The organism is Geobacter argillaceus, assembly GCF_007830735.1.
In the GTDB taxonomy this organism is placed as follows: Bacteria; Desulfobacterota; Desulfuromonadia; order Geobacterales; family DSM-12255; genus Geomobilibacter; species Geomobilibacter argillaceus.
On sequence record NZ_VLLN01000034.1, the window covers coordinates 1 to 12308 of the forward strand.

General features: G+C 59.6%; 14 protein-coding genes. 5 read left to right on the forward strand and 9 right to left on the reverse strand.

The window, feature by feature from the left end; genetic code table 11:
- Window positions 1–117: 117 nt before the first annotated feature.
- Together JN12_RS18260 and JN12_RS18265 are read right to left on the reverse strand one after the other, a co-directional pair.
- Entirely contained in the window at window positions 118–510 is a 393-nt protein-coding gene (locus JN12_RS18260; RefSeq protein ID WP_145025451.1) for an HsmA family protein, read from the reverse strand.
- A complete protein-coding gene (locus JN12_RS18265) occupies window positions 507–983 on the reverse strand; it encodes a tRNA (cytidine(34)-2'-O)-methyltransferase (protein WP_145025453.1) in 477 nt (158 codons plus the stop codon). The genes JN12_RS18260 and JN12_RS18265 overlap by 4 nt, the downstream gene beginning before the upstream one ends.
- A 148-nt stretch (window positions 984–1131) precedes the next feature.
- Between JN12_RS18265 and serA the strand changes: the two genes are divergently transcribed.
- Window positions 1132–2760: a phosphoglycerate dehydrogenase gene (gene serA, locus JN12_RS18270; protein ID WP_145025455.1), complete on the forward strand. Its 1629-nt coding sequence runs from the start codon at window positions 1132–1134 to the stop codon at window positions 2758–2760.
- Between the two features lie 99 nt (window positions 2761–2859).
- Here serA and JN12_RS18275 read toward each other — a convergent pair whose 3' ends face one another.
- The 3 genes from JN12_RS18275 to JN12_RS18285 form a co-directional block, all read right to left on the reverse strand.
- On the reverse strand, window positions 2860–3924 hold the full coding sequence (locus tag JN12_RS18275; protein ID WP_145025457.1) for a 3-deoxy-7-phosphoheptulonate synthase: 1065 nt from the start codon (window positions 3922–3924) through the stop codon (window positions 2860–2862).
- Window positions 3925–3994: 70 nt separating this feature from the next.
- A complete protein-coding gene (locus JN12_RS18280; RefSeq protein ID WP_145025459.1) occupies window positions 3995–4582 on the reverse strand; it encodes a nicotinamidase in 588 nt (195 codons plus the stop codon).
- Between the two features lie 17 nt (window positions 4583–4599).
- A complete protein-coding gene (locus tag JN12_RS18285) occupies window positions 4600–6051 on the reverse strand; it encodes a nicotinate phosphoribosyltransferase (protein ID WP_145025461.1) in 1452 nt (483 codons plus the stop codon).
- 268 nt (window positions 6052–6319) lie between these two features.
- On the opposite strand from JN12_RS18285, the gene rpsU reads away from it, so the two are divergent.
- Window positions 6320–6520 carry a 30S ribosomal protein S21 gene (rpsU, locus tag JN12_RS18290; RefSeq protein ID WP_145025463.1) on the forward strand — a complete coding sequence of 67 codons (201 nt, stop codon included), beginning with the start codon at window positions 6320–6322 and terminating at the stop codon, window positions 6518–6520.
- A gap of 90 nt (window positions 6521–6610) precedes the next feature.
- The gene (locus JN12_RS18295; RefSeq protein ID WP_145025465.1) at window positions 6611–6811 is read left to right on the forward strand and encodes a cold-shock protein; all 201 of its coding nucleotides are present in this window, start codon (window positions 6611–6613) and stop codon (window positions 6809–6811) included.
- Window positions 6812–6901: 90 nt separating this feature from the next.
- On the opposite strand, the gene JN12_RS18300 is transcribed toward JN12_RS18295, so the two are convergent.
- The 4 genes from JN12_RS18300 to JN12_RS18315 all read right to left on the reverse strand — a co-directional run bounded on the left by JN12_RS18300 (window position 6902) and on the right by JN12_RS18315 (window position 11103).
- On the reverse strand, window positions 6902–8035 hold the full coding sequence (locus JN12_RS18300; RefSeq protein ID WP_145025467.1) for an ABC transporter permease: 1134 nt from the start codon (window positions 8033–8035) through the stop codon (window positions 6902–6904).
- The gene (locus JN12_RS18305; protein ID WP_145025469.1) at window positions 8032–9009 is read right to left on the reverse strand and encodes an ABC transporter ATP-binding protein; all 978 of its coding nucleotides are present in this window, start codon (window positions 9007–9009) and stop codon (window positions 8032–8034) included. The genes JN12_RS18300 and JN12_RS18305 overlap by 4 nt, the downstream gene beginning before the upstream one ends.
- Entirely contained in the window at window positions 8984–9925 is a 942-nt protein-coding gene (locus JN12_RS18310) for an ABC transporter ATP-binding protein (RefSeq protein ID WP_145025470.1), read from the reverse strand. The genes JN12_RS18305 and JN12_RS18310 overlap by 26 nt, the downstream gene beginning before the upstream one ends.
- A 272-nt stretch (window positions 9926–10197) precedes the next feature.
- Window positions 10198–11103 (reverse strand): HlyD family secretion protein, encoded by a 906-nt coding sequence (locus JN12_RS18315; RefSeq protein WP_145025472.1) that lies wholly within the window; start codon window positions 11101–11103, stop codon window positions 10198–10200.
- Window positions 11104–11681: 578 nt separating this feature from the next.
- Between JN12_RS18315 and JN12_RS18320 the strand changes: the two genes are divergently transcribed.
- Window positions 11682–11960 (forward strand): type II toxin-antitoxin system RelE family toxin, encoded by a 279-nt coding sequence (locus tag JN12_RS18320; protein ID WP_145025474.1) that lies wholly within the window; start codon window positions 11682–11684, stop codon window positions 11958–11960.
- On the forward strand, window positions 11929–12285 hold the full coding sequence (locus JN12_RS18325) for a helix-turn-helix domain-containing protein (RefSeq protein WP_145025476.1): 357 nt from the start codon (window positions 11929–11931) through the stop codon (window positions 12283–12285). The genes JN12_RS18320 and JN12_RS18325 overlap by 32 nt, the downstream gene beginning before the upstream one ends.
- Window positions 12286–12308: the final 23 nt, after the last annotated feature.

Sequence of the window (12308 nt, forward strand, 5' to 3'; positions counted from 1 at the left end):
GGGCCGATGGTACTGCACGGGTAGCTGTGTGGGAGAGTAGGTCGCCGCCGGGAATTTTTCACAAAGCCGCCAGTCCGAAAGGTCTGGTGGCTTTTTTTTTGCCAAACAAGCGGCGTATCAACGCACCTTCATGCGCAATATGCCGGAAACGGCACCGCTGGCGAAGGCGGCCAGCCAGAGGGTGTAGATGGTGAGGCTCACCCGGTGAAAGGTCCGATTGACCCGTTCCGCCCGGTGCATGAGTGAGGCGGCCAGGGCGAGGAGAAAATGGAAGGCCATCCCTCCGAGCGACAGGATGCCGGTCAGGTTGTGGATCTCCGGGGCCTTGCCGAAGGATCGGGCAAAGAGGTTCATCTGCTGGGTGCCGAGCCAGTCGAAGAATAGTCCCAGCCCGAAGACAAGCAGCTGCTTGGTGTGCAGCCCCTCCCGACGGCCGTTGACGACAGCGTAGGTGTAGAACGCAAGGGCCATGGTCATGAAGATGACAGCCCGGAGCAAGAGTGGTTTCATGCCAGTCTCCCGGTCTGGCGCAGCGCCTCGTAGAGCACGATCCCGGCAGCTGTGGAGAGGTTGAGGCTCCGTACCTTGCCGAAAATGGGGATGCGGATACAGGTATTTAGGTTGGCGAGAATCAGATCGTCAGGAAGCCCCTTTGTTTCCTTGCCAAAGACGAGAAAATCACCTTCCTTGAACACAAATGCCGCATGTGACTGTTCTGCTTTCTTGCTGGTATAGATAAAGCGACCCACGGGGAACGCAGTTTTTAGCGTCTCCAGGTTGTCCCAATACCTGATATCTACTTCACTCCAGTAATCGAGTCCTGCCCGTTTCAGGTAACGGTCATCAGTTGAAAACCCCAGTTTTCCAACCAGGTGGAGTGTTGTGCCGGTGGCACCGCAGAGACGGGCAATATTGCCGGTGTTGGGTGGGATTTCAGGTTCCACCAGAACAATGTGAAAGTGATTCCAGGTCTGCTCAGTCATTGGTCCTCGCTGGTCTGCTGGATTGTATACCGGTAAAGGGGTGGTGGTCTTGCTTTTTGTGTCAATGGGGACTATTATGCATATTTTCTTCAAGGGGACAAGAATGGCGAATCGCCCATCGGGGCAACGTCTACTATAAGGAGGGGGCATGAAGATCATCGTCACCGATGAAGTGGCCAGTGAAGGTCTGGCGCTGCTGACACAGGATCAGCGGGTGGAGCTCGATGTCAGGCTGGGCTTGAAAAAAGAGGAACTGCTCGCCATCATTGGCGACTACGAGGCAATCATCACCCGTAGCGGGACAACGGTCGACAAGGCGTTGCTGGATGCCGCCAGGAAGCTGAAGGTGGTGGCCCGGGCCGGGGTTGGCATCGATAATGTGGATGTGGACTACGCCAGTTCCAGGGGCGTTATCGTGGTAAACGCCCCTTTAGGCAATACCAATAGTGCTGCCGAACATACCATGGCGCTCCTGCTTGCCGCCTGCCGTAACGTTACCAAGGCCAATGCCAGCCTCAAGAGTGGCGAGTGGAAGCGCGCTCCCTTTACCGGCGTGGAACTGAAGGGGAAGGTTGCCGGCGTGATCGGCCTGGGCAAGGTCGGCGGCCGGGTAGCCACCCGCCTCAAGGCGTTCGAATGCGAGGTGCTGGCCTGCGATCCCTATATCTCCGCCAAGCGCGCACACGACCTGGGGGTGAAGCTGGTCACCCTGGACGAGCTCTGCAAGAGCAGCGATATCATTACCGTCCATACCCCTCTGAACGATGAGACCCGCGGCATGATCGGCGAGCGGGAATTCGGTCTGATGAAGAGCGGGGTGATCGCCCTCAACGTGGCCCGTGGCGGTGTGATCGGTGAGGCGCCGCTGTTGGCCAACCTGAAGAGCGGCAAGGTCTCCCTGGCAGCCATTGACGTGTACAGCGTTGAGCCGCCGAAGAGCGACCTGCTGGTGGAACTGATCTCCCAGGACAGGCTGGTGGTAACTCCCCACCTCGGCGCCAACACCCAGGAAGCCCAGGTGAACGTGGCCATTGATGTTTCCAAAGAGATCCTCAACTATCTGGACGAGCTCCCCCTGGAAAACGCTGTCAACATCCCCCGTTTCGACCTGGCGCTTATGGACCAGATGCGACCGTTTCTGAACCTTATGAGGGTGTTGAGCGAATTCGGCATCCAGCTTGTGGACAGCAATCCGGAAAAGGTGACCTTCGGTTATGCCGGAAGCATCGCTCACTACGACTGCTCGCCATTGACCGTCTGCGGCCTGTCGGTTCTCCTCAACCGGATGGTGGATCAGGACGTGAACATGGTCAACGCCTCACTGGTTGCCGAAAATATGGGGATTGTGGTGGAAGAGACCAAATCCACCCGTGCCGATGCCTTCTCAAACCTGATCACTCTGATCATCGAAGTGGACGGGGGGAAGCGCCGGTTGATTTCCGGCACCCTGTTCGAGGGGGCGCCCCGCATTGTCCAACTGCGCGACTACTCCATGGAGTTCGCTCCGGCAGAACATATGCTGCTGCTCAGCTATGAAGACCGGCCGGGCATGATCGGCAAGATCGGCACCATCATGGGCGCGCACGATATCAATATTGCTTCCATGAACCTGGGGCGGCGGGAGAGGAAGGGGGAGGCCATGGTGATCCTCACTCTCGATTCGGCCGTACCTTCGACCGTACTGGAAGAGTTGCGCGCCGCCACCGATGCCACCTTTATCAAGGCTCTGCACATGATCAATGCCAAGTGTGGCCAGAGTTGCGGCTGTGGGGCTTGAAAAGTGTGAGGAGTGAAGGGTAAGGAGTAAGGAGTAAGGAGTAAGGAGTAAGGAGTGAAACGGCCCTGGCTACGATATTGCCAGGGCCGTTTTTCTGTGTTACCGGAGTTTCCGGCCGCCGAACTTCTTCAGGCGGGCATGGGCTTCCCGCAGTATCCGCTCGGTGGTCTCCCAACTGATACACTTGTCGGTAATGGAGACGCCGTACTTCATCTGGCGCAGGTCCTCAGGCATCGGCTGGCTGCCGTCCGCCAGGTAGCTTTCGATCATGACCCCGGAGATGGAGCGGTTGCCCGCCTCGATCTGGTCAATGATCGCAGTGAGTACCCCGGGCTGCTTCTCATGGTTCTTTTCCGAGTTGCCGTGGCTGCAGTCCACCATGATGGTGGGAAACAGGCCCGCCTTTGCCAGCATCTCCTCGGTCCTGCTGATGTCTTCCGGGGAATAGTTCGGTTTTTTCCCGCCCCGCAGGACCATGTGGACGTCCTGATTGCCGGTAGTCTGGACGATGGAGGAAAGCCCTTCCCGGTTGATTCCCAGAAAGCTGTGGGAGTGCTGGGCGGCTATCATGGCGTCGATGGCGATCTGCAGGTTGCCGTCCGTGCCGTTCTTGAAGCCGATGGGGAATGACAGACCGCTGGCCAGCTCGCGATGGGTCTGGGATTCGGTCGTGCGGGCACCGATGGCCCCCCAAGAGAGATGATCGGCCAGGTATTCAGGGGTGATCGGGTCGAGCATTTCGGTGGCGATGGGGAGCTTGAGCGCCGTGATCTCACACAGCAGCCTCCGGGCGATCCCCAGCCCTTTGGAGATTTCATGGGTGCCGTTCATGTCCGGATCGTTGATGAGCCCCTTCCAGCCGACTGTCGTCCGCGGCTTCTCGAAGTAGAGGCGCATGACCGGGAAAAGCTGGTCGCTGACCTCGGCCGCCAGGCGGGCGAGCCGCTCCGCATACTCCAGCGCCCCCTTCGGGTCGTGGATGGAGCAGGGGCCAACCACCACCATGAGCCGCGGATCTTTTCCTTTCAGGATATTCTTGATCTGATTGCGACTGGAGCTGACCACCTCGCTTGCCTCGACGGAGAGGGGAAAAACCTGGCGAAGATCGGTGGGGGCGATGATGGGGGTAATGCTCTTGATTTTCAAGTTATTGGTCTTGACCATGGCAACCCTTTCGTTCCGGGATTTCTGAGGACCCGTCAATCTAGCTAAAATTTGCGGCCAGGTCAAAGGGTTATTGCGGCAGATCGGCTGTTGTCGCGGTAATGGCACCGGCGGCGCACATCGCTGCCAGCGCCTGCTCCGAATCACCGGGGGTAAGGTCGACACCGCGCACTGCATCGGTCAGGACGGTCACGCCAATGCCGCACCGTCTGGCCTCAAGGACGGTCTCTTTGACACAATAGTCGGTGGCAAGGCCGCAGACGTAGATATGCGTTACCCCCAAGCCGGTGAGGAGCTCGGGCAAGGAGCTGCCGTGCATGTCCCGGGCATGGAAGGCCGAATAGTCGTCACGGTTCGGGTCCGTGCCCTTGGAGACGATAACCGTTTCCGGGGGGAGGTGCAGTCCGGGATGGAACCCGGCACCAGGCGTTCCCTGGATGCAGTGCGGTGGCCAGAGGCCTCCAAACGGTTTGAAATGGCTGGTCCGGGCGGGGTGCCAGTCACGGCTGGCAATTACGGGGAGGCCGCGGGCCGAAAAATGGCCAATGGCCCGGTTGATCACTGGCACGACAGCGTCTCCTTCCGGGACGGCCAGCGCCCCGCCGGGACAGAAATCGTTCTGGAGATCGACTATCAACAAGGCGGAATGTTCTTCCATGGAGAGCCTCCGGTGATTCATGGTGACCCGGCCGGAGATGTCGCGGCCTGGCGGGAAATCTCCCCCATGAGGTTCATACGCAGGTCGCTCAACCCGCGGCTCATGGAAACCTTGTAGCGATGGGGGTTGATGAAGCGCAAAGAGCCGGCCGGCAGCTTCCTCAGCTGCTCGGCGGAACGTGCGGCCATGGCGTCCAGCGGTTCCCGCGCTGCCGTACGCCGACCCTGATCCATCACTACCGTACGGATATCAACCAATCGGGCGATTTGTGGGATCTCCTTGTGCTGTAGCGGGTTGACAGGGTCAAAGACCATATCGCCCGGCTGCACGGTTTCGTCGGCCAGGGAAATTACGTCCTGGATGAAGCTGCCGTCCGGTGCCATGGCGCGCAGCAGCCTTTTCCGGTCGGGCAGGGTTGCTTTGGCAATATCGCTGGTCACCTTGAGTCGTGGCCGGTCGCCCACGCGCACCAGCTTGTAGACCCCGCCCAGAGCCCCGCCACCATCCCCCATGCAGGCGGCCAGTTTGGTCCCCACGCCGTAGATATCGACGCATCCACCATCGTCGCGGATCGAGTCGATGACATACTCGTCCAGTTCGTTGGATGCGACGATTTTCACTCCCGGAAAGCCTGCCTCGTCCAGCCGGCGCCTCGCCTCACGGGAAAGGTAGGCAAGATCGCCGGAGTCGATCCGGATACCGATCAGTTCATGACCCTGTTCCCTCAGTTCCCGTGCCACGACGATGGCGTTGGGAAGGCCGCTTGCCAGGGTGTCGTAGGTGTCCACCAGGAGGATGGTCGAGTCGGGAAAGACCTCCGCATACTTGCGAAAGGCGGTCAATTCGTCGCTAAAGGCCATGATCCAGCTGTGGGCATGGGTTCCCCGGACCGGCAGGTCGAAGCACATCCCGGCCATGACGTTGCTGGTGCTCATGACCCCTCCTACGCAGGCGGCACGGGCAACGGAGAGACTGCCGTCGGGTCCCTGTGCCCGGCGCAGGCCGAACTCCAGGACCGTTCCCTCATGGGCTGCGTGGGTGATGCGAGCTGCTTTGGTGGCTACCAGGGTCTGAAAATTGATGATGTTCAGGAGGGCCGTCTCCACGAACTGGGTCTCGGCCAGTGTCCCTTCGACGGTCAGGAGCGGTTCGTTCGCAAAGACGACGGTTCCCTCCGGCGGGGCCGTCACCCGTCCGCGGAAACGGAACTTTTGCAGGAACGTAAGGAAGGATTCTTTGAACAGGTCGAGGCTCCCCAGATAGGCCAACTCTTCCCCGGTGAAGGCCAGTTCTTCCAGGTAATCCAGGGCCGGTTCCAGGCCGGCGAACACCGCATAGCCGCCCTGAAACGGATTGTGACGGAAGAAAAGATCGAAAACGGCCGGAGTGTCGGCCATCCCTTCCTCCAGGTAGCCGCTGAGCATGGTCAGTTCGTAGAGGTCGGTAAGGAGTGGAGAATATCTGCGCATGGTGGCTCCGTAGGATAAAGTCTGAACGTGCAATCCATTGTAATGCACTCCCGGCTGTTGGCAATGTGTCCCGTTGTCGTGCTCGTGGGGGCCGGATAGCGGCTGAAAACTATTTTCAGGCAGACGGCTTTTTTTACATACAAGCATTGAACTGTGTGCTACACTCCGCCATCTTTTGAAGTCGGCGAACCTGGGAACTTTAAAAGTTTCCCGGGTTTTTTTATGTGCAACACCGGAACGTCGACCCGGGTGAGGAAGGAGATGGCAATTGCAGGTTAGTGTCCTTGGAAACGATGTCGAAAAGGCCCTGAAGCTCCTGAAGAGAAAGCTTCAGACGGATGGCTTCTTCGGCGAAATCAAGAAGCGTAAGCACTACGAAAAACCGTCGGTAAAGAAGAAGCGCAAGCAGGCGAATGCCGAGCGCCGGCGAAGAAAGTCCCAGAGATTCAAGAAGGATGACCGGGGCTGACCTGATCAGCACGAATCGAGGCTTACCGATCGCGGGAGCCCGTGACCGGGTGATCCCCGGAAATTCAACCAGGAAGTAGGAGAAACACCCATGGCAAAAGGTAGAGTGAAGTGGTTCAATGACAGCAAGGGCTTCGGTTTCCTCGAGCAGGAGAACGGCGAGGATGTATTTGTTCATTTCTCCGCCATTTCGGGCAACGGCTTCAAGTCGCTGGCCGAAGGCGAGGCAGTGACCTTTGATGTCGTCAACGGCCCGAAAGGGCTCCAGGCGGCAAACGTGGAAAAGGCGTAAGCATTTTCCCCTGCCGGACACTGAAAGGCCCGCTGAAAAGCGGGCCTTTTTTTATGGGCATCCCCAACAAGGGCGCGGCAAGCAGCGCCCCTACAGTATCCTTTTCCGGAATTTCCTCACCGCCACCAGGAAGACCAGCAGGCCGAACAGCCCCAGAAAGGCCACCTCGCCGGCCAGCACCCGCAGTCCCACCCCTTTCAGGTAGATGCCCCGCAGGATGGTGACGAAGTAGCGGGCCGGGATGACATGGGTGAACGCCTGGAGTAGCGGCGGCATGTTGGCGATCCGGAAGACGAAGCCGGAGAGGAGAAAGGCCGGCAGCAGCGTGGCCATCAGTGCGAACTGGCTGGCCACGAACTGGCTCTTCCCCACGATGCTGATCAGCATCCCCAGGGAGAGCGCCACCAGCAGGAACAGAATCGCCAGGGCCAGCAGCAGCGGGCGGTCGCCCCGCATCGGCACGTGGAAGACGAAACGCCCGACCAGCATGGCCAGGGCCATGTCGAACAGACCGATGCAGAAATAGGGGGCCAGCTTGCCGACGATCAACTCGAAGCCGGTCAGCGGGGTGGCGATCAGCTGCTCCATGGTGCCGGTCTCCCACTCGCGGGCCACGGTCAGTGAGGTGAGGAGGGCGGCAATGACCATCATGATGACCGCGATCAGCCCGGGGATGATGGCGATGCGCGATTCCAGGTCGGGATTGTACCAGACCCGCGGCACCAGATCGATTGGCGGTCGGGGCGGGTCACTTCCCCGGCGCAGCAGTTGTTTGACCGTCAGTGCCCTGGAGAAGCCACCCACGATGTTTCCCGCATAGCCCAAGGCAATGGTGGCGGTGTTGGAGTCGCTGCCGTCGATGATCGCCTGAACCGGCACGGTCTCGCCGGCGGCCAGGCGGTCGGCGAAGCCGGTCGGGATGACCAGCGCGATCAGCGCCCGGCGGGTATCAATGGCCCGCTCAAGATCCGCATACCGTCCGGTTCGGCTGACCAGAGAGAAATAGCGGGAGCCGCTGAAGCGGCTCACCAGTTCGCGGCTTGCCGGACTGTTGTCCTGGTCCCAGACGGCCAGGGGAACATTATCAACGTCCAGGGTCAGGGCGTAGCCGAACATGAAAAGCAGAAGCATCGGGAGCGCCAGTCCCATGATCAGGCTTCGCGGGTCGCGGACGACGTGGAGAAATTCTTTTTTGGCAACAGCCTTGATCCGCTGGAGTTTCATCGGCTGAACACCTGTTGAGGCGCGGTCTCCCGGTCCCTGGCCTCGATGAGTGAGACAAAGACATCCTCCAGAGAGGGGGGTATCCGTTCCGTCTGAACCGCTTTTGTCCCCACCAGTGCGCCGATTCCCTCGATGGTCCGGTCGGCGTCTTCCGTGACCACGTGCAGCCCCCGGCCGAAGAGGGCCGCGTGGCGCACCCCTGGCAACCGTTCGATCGGCTCGATCAGCTCCTGTGGGGTCGGTGCAATCACCTCGACTACCGCCTCGGTCATGAACCGATCCTTCAGCTCCGCCGGCGTGCCAAGAGCAATCAGCTCACCCCGGTAGATCAGGGCCAGCCGGTCGCAGTACTCGGCCTCGTCCATGTAATGGGTGGTCACGAAGATCGTTACCCCTTGTTCGGCAAGGGTGTAGATGAGGTCCCAAAAGGCGCGGCGACTGACCGGGTCGACTCCGGCGGTTGGTTCGTCCAGAAAGACGATGGGGGGCTCGTGGAGGATGGCGCACCCAAGGGAGAGCCGCTGCTTCCAGCCGCCGGAGAGAATGCCGGTGCGGCTCGTGCGGTGGGCTGCCAGGCCGGCCATGGCGATGACCCACTCCTTGCGCTCCCGTGCCCTGCCCGGTGGCAGCCGGTAGATGCCGCTGTAGAAGTCGATGTTCTCCTCCACGGTCAGGTCTTCGTAGAGGGAGAACCGCTGGCTCATATAGCCGATGCTGGCCTTGATCTCTTCCGGCTGGGTCGCGATGTCGAAACCGGCCACACTGCCGCTGCCGGCACTGGGTTGGAGGATTCCGCAGAGCATCCGGATGGTGGTGGACTTGCCGGCCCCGTTAGGGCCGAGGAAGCCGAAGATCTCCCCTTTGGCGACATCGAGGCTGACCCGGTTGACGGCGATGAAGTCGCCGAACCGCTTTTCCAGGTTGCGGAGGGTGACGGCCGGCGTGGCGTCAGACGGTTGGCTGGTCTGTGGCATGACTGTTTCCCAGGACCGACACGAAGACATCCTCAAGGGACGGTTCGATAGTGCGGATGGTTGGTGAGGCAAGTTGTTCCTGAGCGAACAGTCTGTCGATAGCCGCTTCGGTTGTGTCCGGTGTGTTGGTAACCACATGGAGCCGGTCACCGAACAGCCCGACCGTGACCCCGGTTAGCCGCTCCCGCAGCAGGAGCCCCGCTTTGCGGGGCAGGGGGGTGGCCACCTCCAGGATCGTGCCGTTCATGAGCCGTTTCAGCTCCTGTGGGGGGGCGCAGGCCACGAGCCGTCCCTGATGGATGAGCCCGACCCGGTTGCACCGTTCGGCCTCGTCCAGGTAGGCGGTGGCGACGACAATGGTGACCCCTTCCCGCAGGAGCTGGTACAGGATGCGCCAGAAATCCCGGCGGGAAACCGGGTCGACTCCGTTGGTCGGTTCGTCCAGAAGGAGCAGTCTCGGGGTGTGGATCAGGGCGCAGGCCAACCCCAGCTTCTGTTTCATCCCGCCCGACAGGTTGCCGGCCCGCCGCTTCTTGAACGGGGTCAGGTTGCTGAAGGCGAGCAGCCGTTCCAGCCGCTCGTCCCGCTCTTTCTTGGTGAGGCCGAAGATGTCGGCGTAGAAATGGATATTTTCCAGCACGGTCAGGTCGGGATAGAGGCCGAACCGCTGGCTCATGTAGCCGATATCCCCCCGGATCGCCTCCACCTCCCTGACGGTATGCCGCCCGAGCACCAGGGCCTCGCCATCGCTCGGGTCCATGATGCCGGCCAGCATCCGGAGGGTGGTGGTCTTTCCGGCCCCGTCCGAGCCGACCAGGCCGAACAGCTCGCCCGGTGCCACGGTGAGGGTGAGACGGTCCACGGCGGTGAGGTCGCCGAAGCGTTTTGTCAGGTTGTCGGTTCTGATCGTGTCCATAATGGATGAATTCAGGAGTCAGAAGTTCTACTTTGTCAGATTACGCCCCGTAGGGGCAGAATGCATGTAACCCGGCGATTTATCGCCGGGATTCAAGTGATCGGTTCTTTAGTCACGTACGTGACTGAAGGATTTATCCGATCCCGACGCCGGGGGATGAATCCCCCGGCTACAGGCATTCTGTCCCGATGGGACGAAAACGAAAGGTGTCAAAGCAGAAGCAGGCAGAATCCAGAAGAAAAGCTTTATATATTCTGTCTCCTGTTTTCTGCCTACTGTCTCCTCGTCTCAATCTCCCCATCCGCCGGCATCCCCGGCTTCAGTTCCAGCTGCGGGTTCGGGATGGTCACCTTTATCCGGTAGACCAGCTTGACCCGCTCCTTTTCGGTCTGCACGTTCTTCGGGGTGAATTCCGCCTCCGGGGAGATGAAGGTGATCGTCCCCTCGTAGGCCTTACCCTTGTAAGTATCGCTGGTCACCCGCACCTGCTGGCCCAGCTTGACGCGTCCCAGCTCCGTCTCCGGGATGTAGGCCCTGAGCCAGCAGGAGGAGAGATCGCCGACAGTGACCACCGGCGAGCCGGGATTCACCTGCTCGCCCGGCTCGGCATGTTTGGCCGTGACGATGCCGGCCATGGGGGCGGTGAGGGTGGCGTACCCCAGCCGGGTTTCGGCCTCTTTCAGGGCTGCTTCGGCCTCCCGCAGCCGTGCCCGTCCCTGGGCGATCCGTTCGCGGCGGGGGCCTTCCCGGACCAGGGAAAGGGTGGCACGTGTCTCCCTCAGCTGGGCCTGTGCCGCATCGTTGGCAGCCTGGGCCGCTTCGAACTGCTGGCGGGAGATGACCTCCTTGCCGAAAAGTTCCTGCTGGCGCCGAAAATCGTCTGACCGCCGTTTTGCCTCGGCCTCGGCCCGGGCGACCACTGCCTCGGCTTGCCGTACCTCGTCGCGGCGGGAGCCGGCCTCCAGTTCAGTCAGGGCCTGGCGGGCGCTTTCCACCTGGGCCTTGCGGACGGCGACCTCGTTGGCCAGGTCTGCGTCTTCCAGCCGGGCAACCAACTGGCCAACCCGGACCGTTGCCCCTTCGTCCACCAGCCGTTTACTGATTCGGCCCGGCACCTTGAAGCTGACCTCGGTGCTGGTGATCTCGATGGTGCCGGAGACCTTGAGGGTGGCTGGCATCTCTTTCCTGTCGCATGCTGTTATGCAAAAAAGGGTCAGTAAAGATAGAAGAGCGGTCAGTCGAAATGGAAAAGCGGACACGGTTTGGCTCCGAAGAAGGAATTGTTCTCTCCTTATACCACTTAAATGAGCGATTGGAAGGTATTGACTTGCTGGCAAGAGGAAAATCAGTTTCAAGATAACACAATAAAAACAATATGTTGAGCTAGTACCTTGTGACTCATGTTTTTTCGTAGGTTGGGTTAGCGGCCTCATCGCGTAACCCAACAGCCTCGAATGTTGCCAGCTTGGTCATGTTGGGTTACGGCATACACCCGCCTAACCCAACCTACAAAATCAGCAATGCAATAAACATAATGTTCCAGGGTACTAGTGGCGATAGGGGCAATTTAAATTGTGCAACCCCTGCTGTTTTCGATACCCCTCGTTTCAGTTTTATTTTTTGCATAAATTTTCTCTTCCTTCCGGGCAAAACAAGAAAACTGATCCCCGAAACTGCATCAATGTATCCGGCCGGCAACCCACCCGAACCCGCTTTTTGCCTTGACTTAAACTTGATACATAAATAAGGTATCAGTATGACATGGATTGTAAAGCTGGCACGGAAGGCTGAAAAGCAAAAAGAAAAGCTACCAGAGCAGGTCAAGGGAGCACTTCTCTTCCTGCTGCATGAGATTGCCAGGGGGGGGCCAGTAAGGGGCGATTGGCCCAACTACGGCAAGCTTGGCCCGAAACAGCACCATTGCCATATAAAGAAAGGAAAGCCGACATACGTCGCCGTGTGGCAGGAGATAGACGGCGAAATCCGGCTGGTGGAGATTACCTATGTTGGGACACACGAAAAAGCACCCTATTGAAAAGCCATTGGAGGCCAGATTCATCGGCAGTCTGGAGAAGATCGTCAAGCTTCGTGATTATGCGAAGAAGATTGGACTTCATGACGCTACTGATTCTGTTGCCATTGAGGATGCTTTCCCCGGTTATGCCGACAACCCCCTTGGGCTTGCCCTTCGTGGCGCTCGTTACAGGGAAGGGGTGACGCAACGGCAGCTTGCCGAGGCAACCGGCATTCCGCAGCGGCATATCTCCGAGATGGAGAGCGGAAAGCGGCAGATTGGCAGGGAGAGGGCGAAAAAGCTGGCCGAGGCCCTTCATGTTTCGGATTACCGGGTGTTTCTGTAGCGCAACACCTTTCTGGAGTACAT